This window comes from Thiocapsa sp. (genome assembly GCF_022340925.1).
Lineage (GTDB): Bacteria > Pseudomonadota > Gammaproteobacteria > Chromatiales > Chromatiaceae > Thiocapsa.
On the sequence record NZ_JAJDNA010000073.1, the window covers coordinates 1 to 26,453 of the forward strand.

General features: G+C 66.5%; 25 protein-coding genes. 14 read left to right on the plus strand and 11 right to left on the minus strand.

The window, feature by feature from the left end:
- The first annotated feature begins 230 nt into the window (after positions 1 to 230).
- Complete coding sequence (locus tag LJE61_RS09145; RefSeq protein WP_296914430.1) at positions 231 to 539, plus strand: hypothetical protein; 309 nt, start codon at positions 231 to 233, stop codon at positions 537 to 539.
- Positions 540 to 565: 26 nt separating this feature from the next.
- Here LJE61_RS09145 and LJE61_RS09150 read toward each other — a convergent pair whose 3' ends face one another.
- The gene (locus LJE61_RS09150; RefSeq protein ID WP_296914433.1) at positions 566 to 2,569 is read right to left on the minus strand and encodes a TonB-dependent receptor plug domain-containing protein; all 2,004 of its coding nucleotides are present in this window, start codon (positions 2,567 to 2,569) and stop codon (positions 566 to 568) included.
- 402 nt (positions 2,570 to 2,971) lie between these two features.
- Between LJE61_RS09150 and ureA the strand changes: the two genes are divergently transcribed.
- The 3 genes from ureA (at position 2,972) to ureC (ending at position 5,408) form a co-directional block, all read left to right on the plus strand.
- Complete coding sequence (ureA, locus tag LJE61_RS09155; RefSeq protein ID WP_296914436.1) at positions 2,972 to 3,274, plus strand: urease subunit gamma; 303 nt, start codon at positions 2,972 to 2,974, stop codon at positions 3,272 to 3,274.
- Positions 3,275 to 3,387: 113 nt separating this feature from the next.
- Complete coding sequence (locus tag LJE61_RS09160) at positions 3,388 to 3,708, plus strand: urease subunit beta (RefSeq protein ID WP_296914440.1); 321 nt, start codon at positions 3,388 to 3,390, stop codon at positions 3,706 to 3,708.
- Positions 3,705 to 5,408 (plus strand): urease subunit alpha, encoded by a 1,704-nt coding sequence (gene ureC, locus LJE61_RS09165; RefSeq protein WP_296914442.1) that lies wholly within the window; start codon positions 3,705 to 3,707, stop codon positions 5,406 to 5,408. Before LJE61_RS09160 ends, ureC begins: the two co-directional genes overlap by 4 nt.
- 12 nt (positions 5,409 to 5,420) lie before the next feature.
- Here ureC and LJE61_RS09170 read toward each other — a convergent pair whose 3' ends face one another.
- The gene (locus LJE61_RS09170; RefSeq protein WP_296914445.1) at positions 5,421 to 6,194 is read right to left on the minus strand and encodes an efflux RND transporter periplasmic adaptor subunit; all 774 of its coding nucleotides are present in this window, start codon (positions 6,192 to 6,194) and stop codon (positions 5,421 to 5,423) included.
- On the minus strand, positions 6,191 to 7,057 hold the full coding sequence (locus LJE61_RS09175) for a TolC family protein (RefSeq protein ID WP_296914447.1): 867 nt from the start codon (positions 7,055 to 7,057) through the stop codon (positions 6,191 to 6,193). The genes LJE61_RS09170 and LJE61_RS09175 overlap by 4 nt, the downstream gene beginning before the upstream one ends.
- A gap of 600 nt (positions 7,058 to 7,657) precedes the next feature.
- Between LJE61_RS09175 and lptM the strand changes: the two genes are divergently transcribed.
- The 7 genes from lptM to LJE61_RS09210 all read left to right on the plus strand — a co-directional run bounded on the left by lptM (position 7,658) and on the right by LJE61_RS09210 (position 13,344).
- Positions 7,658 to 7,855, plus strand: coding sequence for an LPS translocon maturation chaperone LptM (gene lptM, locus LJE61_RS09180; RefSeq protein WP_296914449.1), 198 nt, complete (start codon positions 7,658 to 7,660; stop codon positions 7,853 to 7,855).
- A 22-nt stretch (positions 7,856 to 7,877) separates the two neighbouring features.
- The gene (gene lysA / locus LJE61_RS09185; protein WP_296914453.1) at positions 7,878 to 9,128 is read left to right on the plus strand and encodes a diaminopimelate decarboxylase; all 1,251 of its coding nucleotides are present in this window, start codon (positions 7,878 to 7,880) and stop codon (positions 9,126 to 9,128) included.
- Entirely contained in the window at positions 9,125 to 9,796 is a 672-nt protein-coding gene (locus tag LJE61_RS09190; protein WP_296914454.1) for a class I SAM-dependent methyltransferase, read from the plus strand. Before lysA ends, LJE61_RS09190 begins: the two co-directional genes overlap by 4 nt.
- Positions 9,793 to 10,623: a diaminopimelate epimerase gene (gene dapF, locus LJE61_RS09195; RefSeq protein ID WP_296914457.1), complete on the plus strand. Its 831-nt coding sequence runs from the start codon at positions 9,793 to 9,795 to the stop codon at positions 10,621 to 10,623. The genes LJE61_RS09190 and dapF overlap by 4 nt, the downstream gene beginning before the upstream one ends.
- A 10-nt stretch (positions 10,624 to 10,633) precedes the next feature.
- Positions 10,634 to 11,362 (plus strand): DUF484 family protein, encoded by a 729-nt coding sequence (locus tag LJE61_RS09200; RefSeq protein WP_296914459.1) that lies wholly within the window; start codon positions 10,634 to 10,636, stop codon positions 11,360 to 11,362.
- Positions 11,363 to 11,545: 183 nt separating this feature from the next.
- Positions 11,546 to 12,463 carry a tyrosine recombinase XerC gene (xerC, locus tag LJE61_RS09205; protein WP_296914462.1) on the plus strand — a complete coding sequence of 306 codons (918 nt, stop codon included), beginning with the start codon at positions 11,546 to 11,548 and terminating at the stop codon, positions 12,461 to 12,463.
- 218 nt (positions 12,464 to 12,681) lie between these two features.
- Positions 12,682 to 13,344 carry a sulfotransferase family 2 domain-containing protein gene (locus LJE61_RS09210; RefSeq protein WP_296914465.1) on the plus strand — a complete coding sequence of 221 codons (663 nt, stop codon included), beginning with the start codon at positions 12,682 to 12,684 and terminating at the stop codon, positions 13,342 to 13,344.
- Between the two features lie 50 nt (positions 13,345 to 13,394).
- Here the strand turns inward: LJE61_RS09210 and LJE61_RS09215 are convergent, their stop codons facing one another.
- From LJE61_RS09215 to LJE61_RS09230, 4 genes are read right to left on the minus strand one after another with little or no spacing between them, the layout of a single operon-like run.
- Positions 13,395 to 14,090: an ABC-type transport auxiliary lipoprotein family protein gene (locus LJE61_RS09215; RefSeq protein WP_296914467.1), complete on the minus strand. Its 696-nt coding sequence runs from the start codon at positions 14,088 to 14,090 to the stop codon at positions 13,395 to 13,397.
- On the minus strand, positions 14,090 to 15,037 hold the full coding sequence (locus tag LJE61_RS09220; RefSeq protein WP_296918204.1) for an MlaD family protein: 948 nt from the start codon (positions 15,035 to 15,037) through the stop codon (positions 14,090 to 14,092). Before LJE61_RS09220 ends, LJE61_RS09215 begins: the two co-directional genes overlap by 1 nt.
- The gene (locus LJE61_RS09225; RefSeq protein ID WP_363306843.1) at positions 15,022 to 15,843 is read right to left on the minus strand and encodes an ATP-binding cassette domain-containing protein; all 822 of its coding nucleotides are present in this window, start codon (positions 15,841 to 15,843) and stop codon (positions 15,022 to 15,024) included. Before LJE61_RS09225 ends, LJE61_RS09220 begins: the two co-directional genes overlap by 16 nt.
- 2 nt (positions 15,844 to 15,845) lie before the next feature.
- Positions 15,846 to 17,021, minus strand: a complete 1,176-nt coding sequence (locus LJE61_RS09230) for an MlaE family lipid ABC transporter permease subunit (protein WP_296914472.1) — start codon at positions 17,019 to 17,021, stop codon at positions 15,846 to 15,848.
- A 135-nt stretch (positions 17,022 to 17,156) separates the two neighbouring features.
- Between LJE61_RS09230 and mgtE the strand changes: the two genes are divergently transcribed.
- Positions 17,157 to 18,518: a magnesium transporter gene (gene mgtE / locus LJE61_RS09235; RefSeq protein WP_296914475.1), complete on the plus strand. Its 1,362-nt coding sequence runs from the start codon at positions 17,157 to 17,159 to the stop codon at positions 18,516 to 18,518.
- 192 nt (positions 18,519 to 18,710) lie between these two features.
- Here mgtE and LJE61_RS09240 read toward each other — a convergent pair whose 3' ends face one another.
- Complete coding sequence (locus LJE61_RS09240; protein WP_296918206.1) at positions 18,711 to 19,496, minus strand: DUF2189 domain-containing protein; 786 nt, start codon at positions 19,494 to 19,496, stop codon at positions 18,711 to 18,713.
- A gap of 316 nt (positions 19,497 to 19,812) precedes the next feature.
- Between LJE61_RS09240 and LJE61_RS09245 the strand changes: the two genes are divergently transcribed.
- Positions 19,813 to 20,775 carry an MBL fold metallo-hydrolase gene (locus tag LJE61_RS09245; RefSeq protein ID WP_296918208.1) on the plus strand — a complete coding sequence of 321 codons (963 nt, stop codon included), beginning with the start codon at positions 19,813 to 19,815 and terminating at the stop codon, positions 20,773 to 20,775.
- Positions 20,776 to 20,960: 185 nt separating this feature from the next.
- Here LJE61_RS09245 and LJE61_RS09250 read toward each other — a convergent pair whose 3' ends face one another.
- Complete coding sequence (locus LJE61_RS09250) at positions 20,961 to 22,079, minus strand: phosphotransferase enzyme family protein (protein WP_296918210.1); 1,119 nt, start codon at positions 22,077 to 22,079, stop codon at positions 20,961 to 20,963.
- Between the two features lie 40 nt (positions 22,080 to 22,119).
- Positions 22,120 to 24,333 (minus strand): RelA/SpoT family protein, encoded by a 2,214-nt coding sequence (locus tag LJE61_RS09255; RefSeq protein WP_296918212.1) that lies wholly within the window; start codon positions 24,331 to 24,333, stop codon positions 22,120 to 22,122.
- A 360-nt stretch (positions 24,334 to 24,693) separates the two neighbouring features.
- Between LJE61_RS09255 and LJE61_RS09260 the strand changes: the two genes are divergently transcribed.
- Positions 24,694 to 24,981: a cytochrome c family protein gene (locus LJE61_RS09260; protein ID WP_296918214.1), complete on the plus strand. Its 288-nt coding sequence runs from the start codon at positions 24,694 to 24,696 to the stop codon at positions 24,979 to 24,981.
- Between the two features lie 214 nt (positions 24,982 to 25,195).
- Here LJE61_RS09260 and LJE61_RS09265 read toward each other — a convergent pair whose 3' ends face one another.
- Complete coding sequence (locus LJE61_RS09265; protein ID WP_296918215.1) at positions 25,196 to 26,437, minus strand: DUF1015 domain-containing protein; 1,242 nt, start codon at positions 26,435 to 26,437, stop codon at positions 25,196 to 25,198.
- Between the last annotated feature and the right edge of the window lie 16 nt (positions 26,438 to 26,453).

Consider the following 26,453-nt stretch of genomic DNA (forward strand, 5'->3'; position numbering starts at 1 on the left):
CTAGGGAGATCGGGCTAGCCCGAAAGGATTAGGGAATCGGGGCTATGGCGTCCTGTCTGCAGACCTACTATACCAGTAGGGTATGGGGAGGGTGAGGGCGAGAGCGCGGCGCACGCTGTATCCGGGTCATCCCTCCTCGCACCGGCTCTTGGAGCTGTGGTCCGCGCTGAACGCGGCGCCTCCCAAGGCCCCAAGAATCGCGGAATCGGTTGCGTGGAGGGAGAGCCACCATGAAGACGATCGTGCCATTGTTTGTGTTGGTGTGTACAACCAGCGCCCCGCTGATCGCTGCGGACGTGCGCGACATCGAGATCAGACGGCTGTTTGAGCCGACGCCGGCGGAGTTGCGGCAGGAGGGTGCCGGGCGGATCTATATCTACGAGGGACTGACTGAAGCCGACATCGCCCGCGCCATGGACTCCGAGTTTGAACGGGTCGAGTCGATGATGTTCATTCGCATTCCGGTGACGGACGGGCAAGGCGAGGTCGTCAAGGATCCGGATACGGGCCAGACGCAGTATTACGATGACGGGTGCTGACCAGGGCCGCAGCACGGCACCGCCACTCACATCCCGATCCCCGGCCACTGAATGCTCGCCTGGAGAAAGAAGCGCCGGTCGAAGACGTTTCCGGGCCTCTCGAAGACATAGTCGGGCCGAAACTCATAGTAGGCCTCGCCCGTGAGGTTCTGGGCGATCAGCGCAAGCTCGACCGCCGTGTCCCCGATGGTTAGCTTCTTCGAAAGCCTCGCGTCGAGTCGCGTGTAGGCGTCGACCGCCCCTCCCTCGCCCAGCCACCGCATGTCGCTCAGGTGATAGAGGGCCAGGGTGCCCTGCCAGCCTGGCGAGAGCTTGCGGGTGACCTGGAGCGCCAGGGTGTGACGAGGGGTCGCATCGTCAAAGGATTCCCACTCGATCGGGTCTCCCGAGGCATCGATTCGGGTGAATTCCGATCCGTGCGTCTTGGCATGGGAATAAGCGGCAAAGAGCAGCGTTTCGCGATCTGGAGCCCATCGCAGCTGTGCCTCGATGCCGTCGGTGTCCCAGTGCCCGTTCTCGCCGGACCAGATGGTCGTTCGATTGGGGTCGCGGGCACCGGACGCGGCGTCACGGAGCTCCTCGTGAAACAGCGTGACATCGAAACGAAGCTCGCGAGCAGGCGATTCCAAGAGATAACCGAGCTCGTAGCTGGTCAGCTGCTCGGGCGCCAGACCCGGCCCCGTCGCCTTGACGAGCTGGCGCAGAAAGGTCCCGTCGGACAACACCAGGGGGTAATCCGCGAGCTGCTCGCCCGCGCTGAAGACCCTGTAGTTGCGGCTCAGGCTTGCTCGCAGTGCCTGGCGGTCGGCAAAGCGCCAATTGACCCCGAGCCGCGGCGACGTATAGGTATCCGCGATCTCGTGGAATTCGGTCAACGCGTTGACGTTGAGGTGCAGGGACTCGATCGGGCGCCATTCGGCGACCGCCAACAGGCGCCCGGACCAAGCGGACACCTGACCGCCGGAGCCCGCCAGATAGAGGTCCGATTCAATCACGTCGTAGCGGGCGCCCACTCCCCATAGGAATCGCCAAGCCTTGCCAGGGGCCAGCGTGTGCTCGAGCTCGAGGTCGAATCGCTCCGCGGTGGTATCGAGGAATCCCAGGGGGAGGAAAAGATCAGGGGCGAGGAAGAAATTGTAGCTGTCGTCCTGCGTGGTGATGCGATGGGTGAAGGCCACGCGGTGGCCTGAGCCGTCCGGCCGGGTATCCCGCCAGGTGATTGTCTGGTAGCTGTCTTTGAGCTTGATATCGCGAAACGGCTCCGTCGGCGTGCCCACCCCGTCGGCGCCGGTCTCTCCATCCGAGTAGCCGACCTCGATATCCAGGGTGCCGTTCGGACCCAGATCCAGATCCCCGTGCAGACGCAGGTTGTGGATCCGCTTGTGATCGTCGATGCTGTCGAAGCCGTCGTCCCGGGTGTACTGAAAGGTCGCGACGGCATCCATGGGCCCCAGTCTGTCGCCGATGCGGGCGACCCCGATCGCCGTCTCCAGGGAGCCCGCCGTCGCCCGCAGATAGGTTCCGGCGAGCTCGAACGGCCTGCGGGTGATGATGTTGATGCTGCCGAACATGGCATTGCTCCCAAGCGCCGGCGCATTAGGGCTGCGCACCACCTCGATCCGCTCGATGTCATCCAATGCCACGCCGACGAGATTCCACTCGACGGCCGAATTCGTCGGCAGATACACTGAGTTTCCGTTGACGAGCACCTCAAGGCGCCGCTCGAGCTGATCGCTGACGCCGTGGCGGGTGGCTGTGTACCGAGCACCGGTGGCGTGGGCGACCTGAAAGCCCGGTACCAGCCGCAACAGATCCGGGATTGTGGTGGCCGTGGAGGCCTCGATGATCGCCCGGTCGAGGATCGTCACCGAGGCGGGCGTGTCGAGCAGGGCGCTGGGCAGGCGGGTGGCCGTTGAGACGGTCGGGATCGGCGCGAAGAAGTCCAGCTCGCTGGGCAGATCGGCGGTCCAGGCCGGTGATGAGGCGGCCAAGAGCAGCCAGAGGGTCGGCGCGCACCGAGACGCCGTCATCGCAGGGGCGAGTCCGCTGCGCCGTCTCGATGGTGGGGGGCGGGGACCCCCTCCTCGCCCAGAAGGGCCAGGTCGCCTGGCCGCTCCCGCGCCTGGCAGCCCCCATACCGACAGCGCCCCACGACCGTCGCAAGCCAAAAAAACGGTGGGAAGGTGAGCAGACAAGGGAATGACGGCCACCATCGCTTTCCAAGCCAATGCAGAGTATTGAACAGACGTGCAGCCTGGGCAAGCATTGACCGCCGGATCGCGCCCTCTACCGCGCCGCTGCGGTCCCGAGTCGGAAGGGCCGGCTTCTCCCGGATGAGCGTTGTGGAGATCCCGCCGCCGCGGTTTCTGGCGACCTGAATCGCCCGGCGGGCTATCATTAGCCGCCCGAAGAACAGCGACCAGGAGCCGATCATGGATCTCAGCCCCCGAGAGAAGGATAAGCTACTGCTCTTTACGGCCGGCCTGCTCGCCGAGCGACGCAAGGCGCGCGGCGTCCGATTGAACTATCCCGAGGCGATCGCCTACATCAGCTGTGCGATCCTGGAGGGCGCGCGCGACGGGCGAACGGTCGCCGAGCTGATGGATTACGGACGTACCCTCTTGACCCGAGAAGAGGTCATGGAGGGCATCCCCGAGATGATTCACGAGGTTCAGGTGGAGGCGACCTTTCCGGACGGCACCAAGCTGGTCACGGTGCACCAGCCGATCGTCTGACCGCCTTTGCGGAGCGCGACCGCCGCCCCTTGGCCGACCCTTGGTGCGGCCCCCGGCGTGACCCGGTCGGGCCGCGCACCGACCGGCAGGCAAAACCCATCAGGAGTAGGCCCATGACCCCAGGCGAAATCATCACCGCGCCCGGCGACATCGAGCTCAACGCCGGTCGACCCCGCATCACCATCCAGGTGGCCAACACCGGCGACCGCCCGATCCAGGTGGGATCGCATTACCACTTCTACGAGACCAACGCGGCGCTCGTCTTCGATCGTGAGTCCACGCGTGGTTGGCGGCTCGACATCCCCGCCGGGACGGCCGTGCGCTTCGAGCCCGGCCAGTCGCGGACGGTCTCCCTGGTGCCCTACGCCGGCGATCGCGTGGTCTACGGCTTCAATGGGGGGGTGATGGGTGCCCTCGACGGAGGTGAATCATGAGCAAGATCAGCAGGGCGGCCTATGCCTCCATGTATGGCCCGACCGTCGGCGATCGGGTTCGTCTGGGCGATACGGAGCTCTTCATCCAGGTCGAGGAGGACCGGACCCGGTATGGCGATGAGGTCAAGTTCGGGGGCGGCAAGGTCATCCGCGACGGGATGGGTCAGTGCCAGCGCCAGGCCGACGAGGTCGTGGATCTGGTCATCACCAATGCCCTGATCCTCGATCACTGGGGGATCGTCAAGGCCGACGTCGGGATCAAGACCGGACGCATCGTCGGGATCGGCAAGGCAGGCAACCCGGACACCCAGGCCGGTGTGGACATCCTGGTCGGACCGGGGACCGAGGTCATCGCCGCCGAGGGCCAGATTCTCACTGCCGGCGGCATCGACGCCCATATCCACTTCATCTGTCCCCAGCAGGTCGAAGAGGCCCTGATGTCCGGTATCACGACGATGCTCGGCGGCGGCACTGGGCCGGCGACCGGGACCAATGCCACCACCTGCACGCCGGGCCCGTGGAACATCCGCCGCATGCTCCAGGCGGGCGAGGCGCTGCCGGTCAACCTGGGATTCCTGGGCAAGGGCAACGGCAGCCTGCCGAATGCCTTGGAGGAGCAGGTGCGCGCCGGTGCCATGGGGCTGAAGCTGCACGAGGACTGGGGGACCACCCCGGCGGCGATCGACTGTTGCCTGGGCGTCGCCGAGAAGATGGACGTGCAGGTGGCGATCCACACCGACACCCTCAACGAATCCGGCTTCGTCGAGGACACCATCGCCGCGTTCAAGGATCGCAGCATCCACACCTATCACACCGAGGGGGCCGGGGGCGGTCATGCCCCCGATATCATCAAAGCCGCGGGCCTGCCCAACGTCCTGCCGTCGTCGACCAATCCGACTCGTCCCTACACGGTCAACACGGTCGACGAGCACCTGGACATGCTGATGGTCTGCCATCATCTCTCCCCTTCCATCCCGGAGGATGTCGCCTTCGCCGAGTCGCGCATCCGTCGCGAAACCATCGCGGCGGAGGACATCCTGCACGACCTTGGCGCCTTCTCCATGATTGCCTCGGATTCTCAGGCGATGGGACGGGTGGGGGAGGTGATCTGCCGAACCTGGCAGACCGCCCACAAAATGAAGGTGCAGCGCGGCACCCTTGCGGGCGACCCCGCCGAGCACGACAACCTCCGTGCCAAACGCTATGTCGCGAAATACACCATCAACCCGGCGATCACCCACGGCATCGCCCACGAGGTGGGCTCGGTGGAGGTCGGGAAGCTGGCGGACCTTGTCCTCTGGAGACCCGCCTTCTTCGGGGCCAAGCCCAGTCTCGTCCTCAAGGGCGGCATGATCGCCGGCGCGCCGATGGGAGACCCCAATGCCTCCATCCCGACACCGCAGCCGGTTCACTATCGACCCATGTTCGGTGCCCTGGGCGTCGCCCTGAGCGCGACCTGCATGACCTTCGTCTCGCAGTGGGCGCTGGAGGCGGGCGAGCCGCAGCGGCTCGATCTCAAGCGGCTTGTCGGGATCACCCGCGACAGCCGTCTGGTGCGCAAGTCGAGCATGATCCACAACGACTATCAGCCGATCATCGAGGTCGACCCGCAGACCTACCAGGTCCGCGCGGACGGGCAGCTCCTGACCTGCGAGCCGGCCCGCGTGCTGCCGTTGGCCCAGCGGTATTTCCTGTTCTGAGCGAAACCCTGTTCAAGGCAGCACGATCTGCACCGTCTCGGAGGGGCGGAGCAGCTCGTTGGGGCGGCGGTCGAAGATGATGTCGAGGTAGTAGACGGCGCCCTCCAGCTCGACGCGCACGGCCTGCACCCCGAGGCTGTAGATGCGGCCCTCGCGCATGGCGCCGTTGACGCCGATCCGCGCGGGCTGGCCCGGCTTGAAGCGTCGCAGGGTGCTGGCGGTCACCAGCGCGCGCGCCAGCATCCGATCGTCCGGGGCGATCACGATCAGCGGCTCCTGCTGGAGGGTCTTGTAGATCACCGCTCCGTTCCAGACCCGACTGGAGACCACGACCCCGTCGAACGGTGCGCGCAGCTCGGTATGCTCCAGGGCCACCTGGCTGGATGCCTCGGCCGCCTTCGCCGCTTCCTCTTCCGCCGTTGCGGCGACCTGATTGAGCTCGGCGTCCTTGAGCTCCTCGATCGCGATCAGGCCGCGATCGAACAGCTCCCGACTGCGGGTGAGCGCGCGCCCGGCCTTCTCGACCTCGACCCGAGCCCGGGCGACCCGAGCCTTGGCCTCGAGCAGCCTTGCCCGGGCCTCGCGTTGATCCATACGCAGCAGGAGATCCCCCTTGGAGACATGCTGGCCGGCGCTCACGAGGACCTCTTCGACCACGCCGTTCTCGACCACCCGCATCTCGACCTCGTGGACCCATTCGAGCCAGCCCTTAAGCTCCTGTTCCCCCGCGGCCTGCGCGGAACAGATCAGCAGGCCGACCGCCGTGAGCCAGGCATGTCTCTTCATGGCTCCGCCCCTCCGTCACCCGGGATGGGTCGCCCGGTGAGGGCGTTCAGCTCCGCCCAGGCCAATGCGCGGCAGTAGGCAACGCGTTGGATCTGCAGCCGGGTCTGGGTCTGTTGGCTCATGGAATAGCCGAGGTCGGCGGTCACCTCCTGCTCATAGAGGGCGCGGCTCTCGTCGAGCTTCAGGTCGCGCCAGGCCGACTCGGTGCCCAAGTTGCGCTCCGCCGCCGACAAGGCCCGCAGGCGCAGCAACAGCTCCAGGACCTGTTGGCGAAGCTCCAGCTGCACGAGATCCCGGTCGGCATTCGAGCGACCCGCAGTCAGGGCGCGCACGGCTGGGTTCTCGGACGCCTGCGTCAGGATCTCGTCGGCAGTCGGGAGGCTCTGCGGCGGGGCGCTCACAGCGGGCTCCAGGAGGTTGCGCGGCAGATCGGTGGGGTCTCCGAGTGCCTGTGCGAGCAATGTCCGTGTCAGCTGCTGGCTGATCTCGCTCGCGGTGCGCCGATGGAGGATCTCCTGATAGACGGATTCGAGCTCCAGGACGCGGAGCGCCGAGAGCTGGCCGAGCTCGCTGCGGACGGAGGCCCGATCGAACTGGACGTAGGCGACGGCCATCGCCTCGTTGTTGCTGGCGAAGCTGAGATCGGCAAGGAGGACGTCGAAGAACCGCGCCATGATCTCCAGTCGCTGCGCGTCCTGCGCGCTGATCAGCGGGTCGAGCGGCTGATTGCGGTCGGGGTCGGCGACGTCGGAGTTGCGAAAGGCGAGACGTTGACAGTCCAGATAGAGCGGTTGGCGTCGCGGCAGCCGGGCGGAAAGATCGTCGGACGCGGCGATCCGGGGGTGGCGGGAGGCGGCCTGCAAGGCCTGCTCCAGGCCGAGGGGATCTGAGACGGCCGGGGCCGGAGCGGGCAACAGCGCTGCCAGCGCTGCAAGAACAGCCAGGCATGGAATCGTCACTCGGCGAGCCGGGACGCTCATCGGCGGGGATGCTTCTCAGATCTGGGACGCGTCATCGGTTCGGAGCGACGTCCTGAATCGTCTTGTTCATGGGGTCTTGGCGGGGAGGTTCCCATGGGCGCAGAGCTTACGTGCAGTGCACTCGGCTGCTCAAGCGATCGAGGGAGCGGCCTGGCGACGCATCGCCTGTCGATCCGAGGATGACCTGGCGCCAATCGAGGCTCCGGAGGGGCCGGGGGGTATCCGCTTCGGCGGGGGCGCGTCTCGGGCAACGCGGGCTGCAACCCCTTCACGGGCGCCCACACCTTGGTCACCACCGCACGCGATCAGGTCGTGCCGGAGTGATCCGCGCCCAAGGATGCGCTTGAGCCCACTCGAACCTTGAGGTCGGGCCCCAGGCCAGGCGCGACGGCGACCGGCAGCATGGCCCGGGGGCGCCCACGCCCATCAACGGACCGGTTATACTGGCGTCTTCCGGGCTGCCGAGGATCAAGGGAGGCGTGCATGTACTGCTGGGCGAGAACGCTCTTGTACCTCACCGTGACGGTGCTCGGGATCGCGAGCCTGGTCGGTGCCTGCGGGCAGAAGGGTCCGCTCTATCTGCCGGAGGAGACCACTGCCGTTTCCGAATCGCCCGGCGCGGATGTCCCGACCCCGTCGCCCGCGCCGTCCGACGCGGCGGCCGCCTCTGACACGCCCTAGCCGAGAGTCCGCCAGAGACTGCATGGATCATTTCAACTATCGCAATGATGCCCTCCATGCCGAGGAGGTTCCCCTCGCGGACATCGCCGCGCGCTTTGGCACACCCTGCTACGTCTATTCCCGCGCCACCCTGGAGCGCCATTGGCGGGCCTTCGACCGCGCCTTTCGTGACCATCCCCGTCTGATCTGCTTCGCGGTCAAGGCCAACTCCAATCTGGCGGTCCTGAATGTGCTGGCCCGCCTGGGCTCTGGATTCGACATCGTGTCGAGAGGCGAGTTGGAGCGGGTGCTCGCGGCCGGGGGTGACCCGTCCAAGGTGATCTTCTCGGGCGTGGGCAAGCGCGAGGACGAGATGCGTCTTGCCCTGGAGGTCGGGATCCGCTGCTTCAATGTGGAGTCCGAATCCGAGTTGCTCCGGCTCGATCGCATCGCGCGCGGGCTCGGCGTCGTCGCACCCGTGTCCCTTCGTGTCAACCCGGATGTCGATGCCCATACCCACCCCTACATCGCCACCGGTCTCAGGGAGAACAAGTTCGGGATCGACATCCATGCGGCGGAGGAGGTCTATGCTCGCGCCTCGTCCATGTCCAATCTCCGCGTGAACGGCATCGCTTGCCATATCGGATCTCAGCTCACCGATCTCGCCCCCTTCATCGACGCTCTGTCTCGGGTGTTGGTCTTGGCGGAGCGTCTCGGCGAGATGGGTATCCCGATCTCCCATCTGGATCTCGGCGGCGGACTCGGGATCCGTTACACCGATGAGCATCCGCCAGAGCCGGCGGCCTATGCGGCGGCCCTGAGCTACCAACTGGGCGATCGTCCCTATGAGGTCGTTCTCGAGCCCGGACGCGCCATCGCGGGCAACGCCGGTGTGCTCCTGACCCGCGTGGAGTATCTCAAATACAACGGTCAGCGGCGTTTCGCGATCCTGGATGCGGCGATGAACGACCTGCTTCGCCCTGCGCTCTATCAAGCCGTGCAGGAGATCGTGCCGGTCGTGCGCGATTCCGACGCCGAGCAGGCCCGCTACGACCTGGTCGGGCCGGTGTGCGAAACCGGGGACTTTATTGGCAGGGGCCGTCATCTGGCGCTGAGCGAGGGCGACCTGCTGGCGGTTCGTGGCTCCGGGGCCTATGGGTTCACCATGAGCTCCAACTACAACAGTCGACCGCGCGCACCCGAGGTCATGGTCGAGGGCGATCGCGTCCATCTGGTGCGCGAGCGCGAGACCATCGCCAGCCTCTTCGCCGGAGAATCCGTGTTGCCGTCATGAAGCGCCGCCCCGAACCCGAGTTGATGGACACGCACGAGCAGGCCATCGCCTACGCCCAGGCGGACTTCACCGAGTCCAATACCCTCTTCATCGAGCTGTTGCGCAAGCTCGCCCCCGGCCCGCTCGACGGTGCCCGGGCGCTCGACCTGGGCTGTGGGCCGGCGGATATCAGCATCCGCTTTCTGCGTGCCTATCCTCAGGCGAGATGCGATGCCTTGGATGGCTCCCAGCCGATGCTCGATCTCGCACGGGCCGCGCTCGACCGATCGCCCGGTGTCGTCTCGCGCTGTCGTTTGATCTGCGATCAACTGCCCTCGGCGTCGTTGCCCAGCCACCATTACGACCTGATCCTCTCGAATAGTCTGCTACACCATCTGCACGACCCCGGGGTGTTGTGGCGTACGCTCCTGGAGACCGGAAAACCCGGCGCCCCCGTCCTTATCATGGACCTGATGCGTCCGGCATCCGCGGGATGGGTCGAGGCGCTGGTCTCGACCTATGCCGAAGGGGAGCCGGAGGTTCTCCGGAGCGACTTCCGGAGCTCGCTGTTCGCGGCCTTCGAGCCAGCGGAGGTCTGCGATCAACTGGTCGCCGCCGGCCTGACCGAGCTCTCCGTCGCGGTGGTCAGCGACCGGCATCTCGCCGTCTCAGGACGCCTGCCGCGATGAGGCTCGGCTTCAGCAAGATGCAGGGTCTGGGCAACGACTTCGTGGTCCTGGATGGTACCGGGCAAGCCATAGAGCTCGACCCCGCGACCGTCCGCCGGCTCGCCGACCGCCGTTTCGGGATCGGCTGCGACCAGGTCTTGATCGTTGAGCCGGCCCGCCTGAGCGGAACCCGGTTTCACTATCGCATCTTCAATGCCGACGGCTCAGAGGTTGAGCAGTGCGGGAACGGTGCCCGTTGCTTCGCCCGTTTCGTGCGCGAGCGGGGGCTCACCGAGGCGGACGCGATTCCGGTGGGCACCGCCGCCGGACCCATCCGGCTTTTTATGGAGGCGGACGGACAGGTGCGCGTCGATATGGGGGCGCCCGAGCTCGCGCCTGAGCGGATCCCCTTCCTGGCCGATCGGCAGGCCGTCGCCTATCCGTTGGATGTCGCGGGTGAGCAACTGAGCATCGGGGCCTTGTCGATGGGGAATCCGCACGCGGTGATCCTGGTCGACGACCTCGACTCGGCACCTGTGAAGCGCCTGGGGCCGCTCGTCGGGTCCCATGAGCGATTCCCAAGCGGTGTCAACGTCGGATTCATGCAGATCCTGCGGCGGGACCACCTGCGCCTTCGGGTCTTCGAGCGCGGCGTCGGGGAGACCCTGGCCTGTGGGACCGGCGCCTGTGCCGCGGTTGTCCATGCGCGACAGCTTGGTCGAGTGGATACGCGGGTGCGGGTTGGCTTGCCCGGCGGGGATCTCGTGATCGAATGGGCCGGTTCGCCAGATGTCGTCTGGATGACGGGACCGGCCGTGCATGTCTTTCGAGGGGAGATTGAGCTATGAGAGGATCAGCGTGAGCAGACAAGAGGCAGAGCAGTCCGCTGCCGAGGACCCGGACCTCGAGGCCAGGGTTGCCGAATACCTTGTACAGAATCCGACCTTTTTCGATCGCAATCCTCAGGTCTTGGCGGCCCTAGAGGTCCCGCACGCGTCTGGCGGGGCGGTCTCCCTGATCGAGCAGCAGGTCCGCCTGCTGCGCAGCCAGCTGGAGGCGGAGCGCAATCGGCTCACACACCTGATCTCACGCGCGCGCGAGTACGAGTCCCTCTCCGGCCGCCTCCACAACCTGGTCTTGAAGCTGATCGCGGCACAGGATTCTGAGCAGGTCTGCGATCTTCTCAAGGATGCCCTCCTGAGCGAGTTTTCCGCCGAGGCGATGACGCTCAAGCTGTTTCAAGCCGAGTCCGAGACGGGGTCCGGGGCGGATCCCCTGACCCTGTCCTTCCGCGACTTCCTCGATCGTCACCATGCCCTGTGTGGCCCTTTGGACTGCGAGAAGGCGCGGATCCTGTTCGGCGCGGCCGGCGCCGAGATCCGCTCGGCCGCACTGGTGCCCGTCCGGGCCGATGGGCATGCCGGGGTCTTGGCGATCGGCAGTCACGACGCGGAGCGTTTTCGCGCGGACATGGCCACCGACCTGCTCGATCGACTTGGTGAGATCCTTGGCCAGAAGCTGCGGGTCATGCCCCTGGGGCACTGTGACGAGGGCCCCGAGGTGATCTCCGTGCCCTCGGCCGAATGAGTCGTCCGCGGACCAGACCGTGACCACCGCAGAGACACTTCGGGGACGGTATCCACCTGTGGGCGTGTCTTGCGGAGCCAGCCGTGCGCGGGACCGATTCTATGATGCCGCCTCGTGTATTCCCGCGCCGGCCGGCCGCACGGGCCTGCCGCGCGCTCGCGGCTGGGCTCGGACGACGCCGACATGAGCGCGCCGAAGGACCTGACAGCGGCATTCCTCAGCCATCTCGCCCATGAGCGACGTCTGTCCGCGCAGACCCTGACGGCCTACCGGCGCGACCTGGAACGTCTAAGCACCTGGCTGGCCGACGCCGGGGCGGGCGCGATCGATCGGCTCGACGAGCAGACGGTGCGACAGTTTCTCGCCTGGCGCCATCGTCGCGGGGCATCCGGAAAGACCCTGCAACGGGAGCTCTCCAGCCTGCGCAGTCTTTATCGCTGGCTGCTGCGCGAAGGGCTCGCCGCGTCCAACCCCGCGCTCGGGGTCCGGGCGCCAAAGAGTCCGCGTCGTCTGCCGGCGACACTCGACGCAGACCAGCTCTGTCGCCTGCTGGATCATCCGGGTGAAGAAGACCTCCTGGCGATCCGCGACCGCGCGATGATCGAGCTCTTGTATTCCTCGGGTTTGCGGCTCGCCGAGCTGGTCGCGGTCAACCTTGGCGATATCGATATGGCCGAGGGGGAGCTCGCGGTCCTGGGTAAGGGGGCCAAGACGCGGCGCGTCCCCGTCGGAGCCAAGGCGCGCGAGGCGGTCCGGCGCTGGATGCTGGTGCGCTCCAATCTGGCTGGCGGGGACGAGCCCGCGCTCTTCACCAGCAGCCGTGGAAGGCGTATCCATCCCCGCACGGTCGAGGCGCGTCTCGCCCAATGGGCGCGCTCCCAAGGCGCGACGCGCGACCTGCATCCGCACCTGCTGCGCCACAGCTTCGCGACCCATCTGCTGGAGTCGTCCGGCGATCTGCGCGCCGTTCAGGAGCTGCTCGGACACGCCGACATCGGCACCACGCAGGTCTATACGCACCTCGACTTCCAGCACCTGGCCCAGGTCTATGACCAGTCCCACCCGCGCGCGAAGAAGAAGCCTAAACGGCCTCCGGGGTAGCATCCGCTGCCCTCGTCCTGGCCCGCCCCGTATCCATCAGCAGCAGACACGGTCTGGCGAAGGCAGCCATTCAGCGCGTCCCCCGGGGAGCAAGATGCACCGCCATTTGCAGGCGCTCACGCGCCCGGAGATGAAGGAGTGGGGGAGACCGCCTCTTGCGGTCCCTGAATCTGATTCATTGTGGCGTTTTCCCAGATGATGCCGTCTGATCCCTGACCATGCTGCTCTCACCCAAGCACCGCTTTCTCTTCGTGCATATCGCCAAGACCGGCGGGACCAGTGTCCGCGCCGCGTTGGAAGGGCTGCGATGGCGCGATCCCTGGTATTGGCCGATGTTTCTCTGCAGCCGTCTGAGCCACCTCAGCGGTCACCGCATCGCCACCAAGCTTCCCCGTCACGCGAAGGCGATCGCCGCCAAGGAGATGCTGCCGAAGGCGTACTTCGACCAGCTCTTCAAGTTCGCCTTCGTACGCAACCCCTGGGATCTGCAGGTCAGCTCGTTCCACCATATCCGCCGCGAGCGGCCCCAGTACCTTGGCGGGCACGCGGATTTCGAGGGCTTCCTGCGCTGGAAGCTGGATCCGGAACGGCCCTACCAATACCACCTGGACACGTCGATCGAGTTGCAGAGCGACTACTTGATCGACCTTCGTGGGCGTTTGATCGTGGATTTCATCGGCCGCTATGAGCGTCTGCAGGAGGACTTCGAGACCGCCTGTGAGCACATCGGCATCCCTGTGCCCGCGTTGCCTCATGCCCGCAGGGCGACCGACCGCCGCCAGGATTATCGTCTCTACTACACGGATGCGACCGCCGAGCTGGTCGCGCGGCATTTTTCCGCGGATCTCGAGCTGCTCGGCTATCGTTTCGGTTCCGAGTGACGCCGTGCGGTCCGCCAGGTGCGCAGCCGGCTCAATGCGAATCCGACGGCTCACATGCTCTGCGGTTCGCTGCTCTGAGCGCGGGTCTCTGCTCGGGGCGCGATCGCGCGCAGCCGGAGCGCGTTCTCGGCGGCAAAGTCGGCGATCCGCGGGAGCATGCGGGTCAGGATTCGGTTCACTGCCACCACGCCGCCATAAGCGTCTTCGGATGTTGCGAGCTCGGTGTCGGCGAACACCTGCGTCGCCAGGACCCGGCGCCCGTTCGGGTCGACGAGACCGACGCGGAGCTCCACGCGGGCCAGGCTTGGACGCGTGCGGAAGTCCTGATAGAGGGACTCGATGAGGGTGTCGAGGCGAAGATCCGCGCTGATGCCGAGCGCCTCCTCGCTCACCGCCCCGAATGCAGCGTTTCCCCTCAGAGCCGTGACCAGCAGAGGGCCGAGCATGGCGGCAGGCGCGTCCACCCATTCGTGCTCCGCGAAGTGGTCGATCCGGTAGTCCTGCTCGAGGTACGCCATACGGCGGGTGGAATAGCCCGCGGCGGCCTTCGGCTCGGCGACCAGGAGGGTCGGCCTGGCCCCCGCCGGATGCCCGGGTTCGCGATCACGCTGCGGCAGGTCCGGAGCCAGCAGATAGGTCATGGGTGGCGATTCCGGCGGCCGCGGCAAGACCCCGGCGCAACTGCCCAGCAGGACCAAGACCGGAAGCACGGCGAGAACCTGGGCCTTGAGTTTCAGACCTCGCATCAGCGCTCCCCCGGGCCGGGGCGGCGGGTTCGGCCGTAGAGGAGCAGATTCGGTTCCTGCTCCAGGTCGGTTGCCAGGCGGTCCAGCCGGCCGGTGAGACCGCGAAGGTCCCTCAACAGGGCGACCAGCTCCGGCATCCCGTCCCGTGTCAGGGCCGTGACCCCCGGGGCGGCCTGCGCGGTCAGACCATCCAGCCGGCGCGCCGCCTGACCGATCGCGCTCGCCGCTGCCGCCGCGGCATCCAGGGTCTCGCCCGCGCGCTCCGCCAGTGCCGGGAGCCGCCCGACCGCGCGGGACAGGTCATCCAGCACGGGGCCGAGTCGTTCCAGGTGGTCATCGAGGGTCCCGGCGGCCTGAGACAGGTGAGCGGTGGCTTGCCGCGCGTCCTGGAGGCCGGCCCCGATCGTCGCCCGCTCGTCCTCGCCGACCAGCCCCCGCAGGGAGGCCAGGGTGTCCCGAAGCTCCGCCGCCGCGCCCTTGGCCTCATCCAGCAGCTCGGTGCCCGTTCGTTGCAGCTTGGCCAGGTCCGACGGGACCGCGCGGATCACCGGGTAGTCCGCTCCTGGCTCAGTCTGCAGCGGCGGACTCCCCGGCTCCCCGCCGTGCAGCTCGATGAAATACACGAGCCCGGTCAGGCCCTGGCTCGCCAGACTGGCGGTGGTGTCCACATTGATCGGCACATCCCGCCGCACGTCGATCAGCAGCCGGATCCGGCGCGGATCCCCGGGGTCAATGCCCACCTCGCGCACCTTGCCCACGTCCACGCCCTGGTACTTGACGAGGGACTCGCCGGCGATCCCCGCCACTGACTCGGGCGGGTAGATTGCGAAGGTGCGGTCGTCCCCCGCGGGTCCGACGCCCACCAGCCACAGCGTGGTCACCACGAAGACCCCCGTCAGGGCGACGACGAAGAGTCCGACGAGTGCATAGCTTACCCGCGGTTCCAAGTCAGGCTCCTTGCCGCGCGCGCCCGGGGTCCCTGAAAGAAGGCCGCGATCGCCGGGTCGTCCGATGCGCTCAGCTCGCCCATGGTTGCGGTGGCCAGTATCCGCCGCTCAGCGAGAAAAGCCACCCGGTCGGAGACCCGCCACAGGGTATCCAGATCGTGGGTGGTCATGACCACCGTCAAATCCAGGGAGCGGTGCAGGTCCAGGATCAGGTCGTCAAGTGCATCGGCGCCGATGGGGTCCAGACCCGTTCCCGGCTCGTCGAGGACCAGCAGGTCCGGGTCCATGGCCAGCGCCCTGGCCAAGGCGGCGCGCTTATGCATGCCCCCGCTGAGCTGGCGGGGGTATTTATGGGCCGCATCCGCGGGCAGACCGGCCAGAAGCAGCTTGAGCATGGCGATGTCGCGGATCACGGCGTCGGGCAGGTCCGTCTGCTCCTTCATTGGAACGGCTATATTCTCCAGTGCAGTGAGCGAGTTAAATAGTGCGCCGTGCTGGAACATGATGCCGATCCGGCGGCGCAGGCGGTTCGCCGTGGACTCGTCCAGATCGACCGCATCTTCCCCGAACAGGCGCACCTGCCCCGCAGTCGGGCGTGCAAGCAGGATCATCTCCCGCAGCAGCACCGACTTGCCGGAGCCGCTCGCCCCCACCAGCGCCAGGATCTCGCCCCGATTCACGGTGAGGTTCAGGCCCTCATGGATGCAGGCCGCACCGAAACAGGTCCGAATTCCCCGAAGCTCTACAGGGTGTGGCCTCGTGCGATCGGGTACCGGATCGCGCGGTCCTGGACGCTCTCCGGCCAAGGTCAGATCCCCATCCAGCTATAGACGACCGAAAAGGCGGCGTCCAGGACGATCACCATGACGATCGCCTGGACCACGCTGGTCGTGGTATGCCGGCCCACGCTGTCGGCGCCACCGCGCACCTTGAACCCGTGGTAACAGCCCACGGAGGCGATGGCCGCGGCGAACACCGGGGCCTTGGCCACCCCTGTCATCAGTGAGTTGATGGACACTGCCTCCGGTATGCGTCGCATGAAGGTATCGGGGCTGACGTCCAGCATCAGGGCGGACATCACCATCCCCCCGGCCACCGCCGCCATGTCCGCGAAGACGGTGAGCAAGGGCAGCGCGACCACCAGACCCGAGATCTTGGGCAGCACCAGCAGATCGATGGGCGACACCCCGATGCTGCGCAGCGCGTCGACTTCCTCGGTGACCTGCATGGTCCCGATCTGTGCCGCGTACGCGGAGCCGCTTCGCCCGGCCACCACAATCGCCGTCATCAGCGGGCCAAGCTCCCGAAGCACGGTGATGGTCACCAGATCCACGACATAGAGGTTACCCCCATAGACGCGGAGCTGCACCCCGGACTGGTAGGCGATCACCACCCCGAGCAGGAACGAGAGCATGCCCAGGACCGGCACGGCGCGCACCCCGTCCTGCTCCACCACCAGCAGGATCTGGCGCCAGCGCAACCGCGCCGGCCGCAGAAGGCTGCGCAGGAAAGCCAAGGACGTTTCACCGCCGAAAGAGAGCATCGAGAAGCCTTGCAGCACCCACTCCCAGGCATCCCGGCCGAGCCGCTCCAGGCCTGCAGCGCGACGGGGCAACTCGAGGGCGGCCAGACTGTCGGCCTGCGCTGCGAGCCGTTCCCGCACCAGACCGAGCAGGGCCAGATGCCGATCGTCAAACCCGCTGAGCCGGGCCTCGCGTCCATCGCCCTTCAGCCTTTCAATGAGGCGATAAAGCAGGAGCGCCCCTGCCGTATCGAGCGCCGTCAGGCTGCTTCCGTCGACGTCCACGGGCTCCGCCGTCTGTCCTGACCCTGCGGCCGCCGCACTGATTCCGTCGAGGGCGGCGGTCGTCCAATGACCGGTCAGCCGCAGGCGGCGACGATCCGTGCTCCATTCGAAGCCCGCCGCAGTCTGCGCCGGCGTTCCGGCCGTGCGGGTCTGGAAGCGATGCTTGGGCGGCGTCACGGACATCACCTCGGGGAAGGACGAAGACTGCGATCCGAGACCTTACACCATCGGCCTGAACATCTCACCACAGGGCGCTGGACCCGGCCGATCACGATGGCAACAATGACGCGAATCCACGACGAGACGAAGCCAATGGAACCCACCCAGACCCGTTCACAGCTGACTGGGGAGCTCGTGGAGCTTGCCCTGCGTGATCTGGCGGAAGGCAACGCTGAGCTTCTGCGGCACGCCCTGGCCGACCTGCATCCCGACGAGATCGCGGACCTGCTCGAGGGCATGCCGCCCGAGCAACGCCGGCTGACCTGGGGTCTCGTACCCGAGCCGATGCGCGGCGAGGTGCTCAGCTACCTCCACGATGAGGCCCGTGCATCTCTCATCGATGAGATGGAGCCCGAGGAGCTGGTCGTCGCCGCCGGGCAGATGGACGACGAGGACCTGGCCGACGTCCTCGAGGAGCTGCCGCGCGACCTCACCGAGACCATCCTCGCCGCTCTCGAGCGCGACCATCGCGACCGCGTCGAGGCGGTGCTCAGCTACCCGGAAGGCACCGCGGGACGCCTCATGAGCGCCAATGTCATCAGTGTGCGCGCCGACGTCACGCTGGCCGTCGTGCTGCGCTGGCTGCGCCGTCACCGCGAGCTGCCGCCTCACACCGACGCGATCATGGTGCTGGCCGAAGACGGACGCTACCGCGGCAAGCTCGACATCGCGGACTTGGTGACGCGTGACCCCGACCTGACCGTCATCGCGGTCATGCAGCCCGATGCGGCAACGGTGCGGGCGACCGCCAGCGAACGCGAGGTCGCCGCGCTCTTCGAGCGCCGCGACCTCATCTCGGTTGCGGTTCTGGACGACAACGAACGCCTGCTCGGGCGGATCACCGTCGACGACGTGATCGACGTCATCCGCGGGGAGGCCGACCGTCGGTTGCTGCAGAGCGCCGGCCTCGAGGAGCAGGAGGACCTGTTCGCGCCGATCTTGCCGAGCGCTCGGCGCCGTGGGCTTTGGCTCGGCATCAACCTGCTGACCGTGTTCGCGGCTGCCGGCGTGATCGGCCTCTTCGAGGGCACCCTCGAGAAGATCGTCGCGCTGGCGGTGTTGATGCCCGTGGTCGCCAGCATGGGGGGGATCGCCGGCAGCCAGACGCTGACGTTGACCATCCGCGGCTTGGCGTTGGATCAGATCGCCGACTCCAATGTCCGCTGGCTGATGTACAAGGAGGTCGCGGTCGGCGCCCTGAACGGGGTTGTCTGGGCAACCCTGGTCGCGCTCGTCGCCTGGTTCTGGTTCGGCAGCAGCGGCATCGCCGCTGTCATCGCGGCTGCCATGGTCCTGAATCTGCTCGCGGCGGCGATCTCGGGCATCCTGGTGCCCCTGGTACTGCAGCGACTCGGGATTGATCCAGCCCTTTCGGGCTCAGTGATCCTGACGACGGTCACGGACATCATCGGCTTTCTGAGCTTTCTCGGGCTTGCGACCCTGTTCCTGATCTAGGCGCCTGTCTGACCTGAGGCCGATCGACTGCGCCGGCGGGAGAGCGGCCCATATCCGCCCGAAGTCTCGTGACATAGGCCCACCGTGCGCCTCAAAACCGGAACGCAATGGCCGCGCTTTCCCACTCCCTCGCTTCGATCCGCCTAGGTCCGACGGGCTCGTGCCGCCGTCTCCGGTCAAGCCTCGGCAATCTCAGTCTCTCGGCACCAGGTCCCGATAGGCATGCCAGGTCGCGTGGCCGACCAGAGGAACGGCGAGAAAGAGGCCGACATAGAGGGTCAGGAGGCCGGCCCCGACAATGAGTACAAGCAGCGTGGCCCACAGGAGCATGGGCACCCAGTTGTGGGTGACCGCCCGGACGCTCGTCCGCATCGCCGTGAAGGCATCGACCTGGCGGTCGATCAGCATCGGGATCGTGATGGCGCTGATGCAGAAGGCACAGGCCGCGAAGAATGCACCGACCAGGGTCAGGGCGATGACCAGGGCCATGTGCTGACCCGAAAGCAGCACGACGGGGATGAAGCTCGAAAAAGGTGGAAAGGGGTCATGGAAGAGCATGATGAAGAGGAACACGGATGCCAGGATCCAGAGCTGCATCGTCATCACCAGGAAACCGATTGCCACCCCCAATTGGCCCTGATTACGCCTGAACGCCTCCAGCGCCTGGCAGCTAGACACCGGCTCGCCGCGTTCCAGGTGGGCGCTCATCTGGTAGAGACCGATCGCCAGGAGCGGTGCCATCAGAAAGAAACCGGCCGTCAGAAACGGGATCAGAAAGGTCAAGTGACCGATGATGGTGAGGAAGACGATGAGGCCGCTGATCAGCACGATCATCGCGCCGTACCGCAGGCTGTAGAAGGGCGCGGTCTTGATGTCCTGCCAGCCCTTTGCGAGCCATTGCCAAGGGTGGTCCAGGGTGATCGTATTGACGCGCGGATCCTCCTGGTGCGGGCTGTCGGCGGCGGCTGTGTTGTCCATCCGAAGTCCTCCGGTGGTGGCATGAGAACGGGCGGGCGCCGTGCGGGACGATCGATTCAGACAGGTTGGCCCGGCATCAAACGGCCTCTCGGCCAAGGCCCGGGTCCCGACGGCCGAGGCGTCCAGGCCCCGCGAGCCGCTTAGATTCTACAAGCTGGGCCGAAAAGGCAAGCGCTGACGACGCAAAGGCGGATCCGCCGCGAAGTCGATCATGCCCGGGTCAGCGTCGGTGGATGCCGCGCCGCATGCAATCCGAACTTGGTTTAGACTCGGGCACCATCGTCAAATCGTCAAACAGAGCTTGGATTCCCCCACCATGTCCGCCGCCGACTACCAGCAGATCCAAGAGGGCCTCTACTGCATCGACACCGGTCTCTACCGTCACGGCCTTGCCGCCTGCTATCTGGTGCGCTCCGGCGACCGCCTCGCGTTCGTCGATACCGGCGCGGCAAACTCCGTCCCGGGCCTGTTGGGCGTCATTGCGGACCTCGGCCTGACACCGCGGCATGTGGACTACGTCATCCCCACCCACGTCCATCTCGACCATGGCGGCGGCGCCGGGGGTCTGATGGCGGCCTGTCCGAATGCCCGCCTGGTCGTCCATGCCAAGGGTGCGCCACACCTGATCGATCCCAGCCGGCTCATCGCGGGCTCCATCGACGTCTACGGGGAGGAGGCCTTCGCGCGTGACTTCGGTGCGCCCACCCCGGTGCCCGCGGAGCGGGTCGTCATCCCGGCAGATGCCGCCACGTTCGATCTCGCCGGCCGCAGCCTCCGTTTTCTCGACACCCCGGGTCATGCCAATCACCATGGTTGCATCTATGACCAGGCGAGCCATGGCTTCTTCACCGGCGACACCTTCGGGATCTCCTATCGCGAATTCGATACCGCGGCAGGTCCGTGGCTGTTTGCCCCGACCACGCCGGTCGCGTTCGACCCGGATGCCTGGCTCGCGAGCCTTGACAAACTCATGCGCTATGAGCCCAGGACGATGTATCTGACTCATTATGGCCCTGTCGATGACCCCGCCGATCTCGTCGACGACCTGCGGGCCAGTATCCGCGCCCTGGCCGAGATCGCGCTGACCGAGGAGGGTCGCGCCGACCCCGGTCGGGAGGCCCGCCTGCAGACCGCCGTGGGCGCCTACCTGATCGGCAGTGCGCGCGGCCATGGGGTCGAGCTTCCGGACGAGAGCGTCGCGCAGCTCCTGCGTCTGGACACGGCGCTCAACGCGCAAGGTCTCGAGGTTTGGCTCAAACGGCGCGAGAAGCCTAGGTAAGGCCCCGCCGCCCTTGATCGTTCTCGCGACCCTGAACGCCCGCTATGCGCATGCCTCGCTGGCATGCCCTATGGGTGGGCTTGAGTGGGCGTTCCATCCTAAGCCCGACAGGCTCCTAGGGGCTTGGCACCAGGAAGGGGGGCTGGCAAACGGATTCGGCGCGGCGTCAACCGACGCTTCCAGAATCAAGGTCGCGGGGCCTCGCCTCTCCCGAAACAGGCGTCGACCAATCCCCTGATCTCGCCCGCTTTCTTCTCGATGTCTTGGACCAACGCAAATTGGATCTGCGCCTTGTCGAGGTTCTGGCCGCGCTCCGAGACCTTGAAATAGCGGTCGCCCTCGAGGTGATCGGTCAGGAAACGCAGGCCCAGCTCGAAGGGCATGAGTCGGATCGCCTCGCCGATCAGGTCGATCTCGTCCGCGGTCAGCCAGTCCCGTGTCTCCTGAGCATAGGCATTCAGGATCGGCTCGGCGAGCGCGAGATCGAACGACACCTGGCTGTGGCCGTGGGCGGATTCCCCGCTGCGATTGCAGCAGGAACGCAGGCAGTCGCCGACATCCTGCAGGATCAGGCCGGGTTGCAGGGTGTCGAGGTCGATCAAGGCCAGCCCGCGCCCGTCGGCCCGGCCGAGAAGGATATTGTCGAGCTTGGGATCTCCGTGCATCACACGCAGCGGGATGCGGCCCTGGGCATGGGCCTCGGCGAGTCGCGCCGCGATCCGTCGGCGTGCCATCACGAGCTTGATGCAGGCCTCGACCTCCGCGTCTCCGCGGAGTCGGCCGGCCTGAGGAAGGATCGCCATGAAACGGGCCAGATAGCCGGGTGTGTCGTGGAAACCGGGCAGGGAGACGCCCACGGCATCCGGCGGCAGGGACTGCACCAAGGTGTGGAAACGACCCAGGAGCGCGCCGATCTGGAGCCCCTGCTCGGGCCGTTCGATGCGCGCCAGCGTCACCGCATCCTCGATGAACTCCATCAGGCGCCAGACGTGGCCCTCGGTGTCCCGCAGTGACAGTTGGCCACCCTGGGTCGGGATCAGTGCCGGGATTCGCAGACCGGGGCTCTGCTGCCGACTCGCATGCAGGCTGAGGGCTTGGATATTGGCCGCGATCCTCTGCGGATCCGGAAACACCGCGGTATTGATCCGCTGAAGCAGATAGTGCTTCGTGCCGGCTTCGACCCGATAGGTGTCGTTGATCAGCCCACTGCCGTAAGGCTCGACGATGCGAGTCGCCCATGGTACCTCGAAGGCACTGGCAATGGCCCGCAGTTGGTCGTCGGGGGGCGCCGCGGGCCGAAGCATGGACGCCGGTCGGTGCCCCGGTGCGCTCGATCCCCGCATCTCAGTAGGAGCGCCGAACGTCCAGGACGCTCGGGATCTGTTGCAGGCGGGACAGGATCTTCTCCAGATGGGCCATGTCCTTGACCTCGAGGGTGAAGCGCATGGCGGCCGTATCCGTGGATCGCTCCGAATGGGTGTTGACGCCGAGGACGTCCACTTCATCGTCCGAGAGGACCGAGGAGACGTCCCGCAGCAGACCCTTGCGGTCCGCGGCGATTACCAGCACATCCACCGGGTAGCCGGCTTGGGTGGGATGATCCGCCCAGTGCACGCCGATCAGGCGCTCGGCCTCCGCAGGCGGCAGGTGCCGCATGTTGCCGCAATCCATGCGGTGGATGGTGACGCCGCGCCCGCGCGTCACAAACCCGATGATGGGATCGTTGGGGACCGGCTTGCAGCACTGGGCCATGTGTGTCATGAGGTCATCGACACCTTCCACGACGACATCGGCGGTCGGTTCGGTGCGGTGTTTCTGTGGCAGGCGCGGCTTGGGCTCCGGTTCTTTCGGCTGCTCGGTGCTGCGCTCGCCGACCTGTCGCGCGGCCTGGCCGACGGCCAGATCGCCGCGTCCGATTGCCGCGAGGAGGTCCTCGGCCCGCTTGAAGTTGAAGCGAGCCGCGAGCTCTTCCAGGTTCGGTTTGTCGAGGATGCCGAGACGGGTGAGCTCGCGGTCGAGCGCGCTGCGGCCGACTTGGAGATGCTGATCGTGATCCAGTTGCTTGAACCACTGGCGGACCCGGTTGCGCGCGCGCGCCGTGGTCAGATAGCCGTGATGCGGACTCAACCAATCGCGGCTGGGAGCGGCGTTCTTCTGGGTCAGGATCTCCACGGTGTCACCGCTGCGTAGCTCCTGGCTCAGGGGGACGATCCGCCCGTTCACGCGTGCCCCTCGACACCGGTTGCCGACCTCGGAGTGGATGGCGTAAGCGAAGTCCAAGGCGGTGGCGCCCTTGGGCAGCTCGATCACCTTGGACTGCGGGGTCAGGACGTAGATGTGCACCGGCTCGAGCTCGGCCTTGAAGCGCTCGAGGAAGTCGCTGGCCTCGTCGCCCTCGTTCTTCAGCTCGAGCCAGCTTCGCATCCAGATCACGCGCCGCTGGAACTCCGCGTCGTGCCCCTTGGCCTCCTTGTAGGACCAGTGGGCTGCAACCCCGAGCTCGGCGTGGCGATGCATCTCAGGGGTACGGATCTGCACCTCCAGCGGCTTGTCCTCGGGACCGATCACAGCGGTATGCAGCGACTGATACATGTTGCCCTTGGGGGTGGCGATATAGTCGTCGAACTCCTTGGGGATGTGTTTCCAGAGTCCATGCACCAAGCCGAGCGCGGCATAGCAGTCGGCGACCGTGTCGACCAGGATCCGCACCGCGCGGAGGTCAAAGATCTCGGCGATATCTACCTCTTTACGCTGCATCTTGCGCCAGATGCTGTAGATATGCTTCGGCCGGCCGGTGATCTGGGCGTCGATCCGGGCCTCTTCGAACTTGGCCCGAAGGGTCTGGATGACCGCCGCGATGTACTGCTCCCGCTCCTCGCGGCGCTCGGCGAGGAGCGTGGCGATGCGCCTGTACTCGTCGGGCTTGAGATAACGCAGGCTCAGGTCCTCGAGCTCCCATTTGATCTGCCAAATCCCGAGACGATTGGCCAGCGGTGCATAGATCCGCTGGGTGTCGCGCGCGATCTTGTTCCGCCGCTTCGGCTCGAGATCCTTGATGGCACGCATCAGGTGAACGCGCTCGGCCAGCACGACGAGGACCACCCGGACGTCCTCCGCAATCCCGAGCAGCAGGCGGCGAAGGTTCTCCTCGTGCTCGTCCTGGTCCTTGGCCGCGATGATGGCGTTCACGTTGGCGATCTGTCCGATCCGGGCCAGATCCCCGACCATCCGGGCGATGCCCGTGCCGAAGCGGTCCACGAGCTGGGCCTCGGTCAGATCGCCCTGATTCAGGCAGCCATTGAGCAAGGCCGCGATCAGGGTCTCGTAGTCCATTTGCAGGCGCGCGAGGATGTCCGCGGTGGACAGGACGTGGCGGACATGGGTCTCGCCGGTCTCGATCCGCCGGTCGCCGCGGCAACGTGTGAGCTCGGCACAGGCGCCGGAGATCCGTTCAAGCTCCTCGGCCGAGTAATGGCTCGCCAGCCCGTCGAGCCAGTGGCGGATAGCGGGCTCGTCATCGACGTGCGAGCCTGGGAGGTTATAGCTCGATTTGACCATCAATCCAGAAGTTGGCTCACCAGCCCGTCCGCCGGCTTGGGCTCGAACCACGCTCTCCACAAGGCAAAGCCATTGACACAATATGGACGCGTATCCTGCCCGGCGCAAACGGCTGCGCAGCGTTCGACGGTGCCCATAAATCCATCCGACGATGATCAAACCATGCGGCCACGCCGCGAGCGCCTGCCGGGGGCAGGCAAGAGGAAGAATACCCCTGGCTGCATCCGGGCGGGCGCCGAAGCGCGTGATAAGCTTCGCCTGTGCCGGAAAACTGGCGAGCTTCGGAGGAGGGCGGTCCTCCAACTCACCGGTTGGGTCACGGCGAGCGCTGCCATAGACGCGGGGAATCTGACGCAAGTGATGACCATGACCAAGGCGGTGCTGCCGACGCTGCTCTGCCTGCTCCCATTCGATGCCGTCGCGACTCCAGCGGACCTCGAGCGCGGGCGGCTGTTCTACGAGAACCACTGCCGCGCCTGTCACGACAGCCAGGTGCACATCCGCGAGGTCCAGACGGCGAAGTCGCTCGAAGCGGTGCGCGCCCAAGTGGCGCGCTGGCAGGAGGTGCTAAAGCTGCAGTGGAGCGCGGAGGACGTGGCCGACGTGGCGGAGTACCTCAACGCGACCTGGTATCAGCATGCCGAGTGACCCAGGCTCAAAGGGGACACCGAGCCTGTGATCAACACCGTCTCGGTTCAGATCTTCGACGACCCGGCTGCTTCGCCTCGGGTGGGGCAAAGAGCCGCAGGTGACCATGCTGTCAGCGGTCGTCCGATCATCCCCTGCTGCCGTGCTCGATGAGGTCGCTGAGTCAGGTCTTAACGGGAGAGGGGCGGTCTGTGAGTACCGCAACCTCCTGACCTTAATCGAGAACGTGGGAAACCAGCCCATCCGCCAGCTTGGGCTCGAACCAGGTCGATTTGGGCGGCATCACCTCGCCCGCGTCGGCCACCGCCATCAGGTCCTCCATTCGCGTGGGGTAGAGCGAGAAGGCCACAGCCATGTCCCCCCGATCCACGCGCGCCGCGAGGTCGTCGAGGCCCCGGATGCCGCCGACGAAGTCGATGCGCTCGTCGCGCCGCGGATCCTGGATGCCGAGGATGGGGCAGATCAGGTTATTCTGCAGCAGGCTCACGTCCAGGCGCCCGACCGGGTCATCGAAGGGAATGCGGGCCGGATCCAGGGTCATGCGATACCAGTGCCCGGCCACATACATACCGATCTCGCCCGGCCTTTCGGGTCTGACCGGGCCGATGCTGCCCTCGATGTCGAACACGACCGAAAGGCGTTGCATCAGCGAGTCGACACTGTGTCCGTGGAGGTCCGTCACCACGCGGTTGTAATCCAGGATCTTCATCTGATCGTGGGGGAAGATCACCGAAAGCACGAAGTTGTAGGGTTCAGCGCCGGTATGTCCAGGGTCATCGGCGCGCCGCCTGGCGGCAACCCGGGATGCCGCGGCGCAGCGATGGTGCCCGTCGGCGACGTAGAGCGCGTCCAGTGCGTCGAAAGCGGTCGTGAGGGTCGCGATGCGGTCTGCGTCCCCGATCCGCCAGAGCTCGTGACGCACGGTCTGATTGCCGCCGACATCAAGCTCCGCGGGGCCTGAGGCCAGTCCGCCGAGCAGGGCGTCGATGTCCGGGCTGGCTCGACAGGCGAGGAGGACAGGGCCCGTCTGCGCATTCACGGCATCGATCTGACGCACCCGGTCATCCTCCTTCATCGGACGTGTCAGCTCATGCCGCTTGATCCGCTCGCTGTCGTAGGCCTCGAGCGAGGCCACGGCTACCAGGCCGGTCTGGCGGTGCTCGTCCATGGTGAGGCGGTACAGGTAATAGGCGGGCGCCGGATCGCGCACCAGGATGCCCTCGCTGACCATGCGCTCCAGATTGTGGCGGGCCTTTGCATAGACTGGCGGACTGTAGGGATCCACGCCCTCCGGCAGGTCGATCTCCGGGCGCGAGACGTGCAGGAAACTCCAGGGGCGACCCTCGACCATCCGTCGTGCCTCGGCTGCGCTCATCACGTCGTAGGGCGGGGCCGCCACGTCCCGGGCCCGGCCCGGGGCTGGGCGGAGTGCGGCGAAAGGTTGGATCAGTGCCATCGGGCGAGTCATCGCT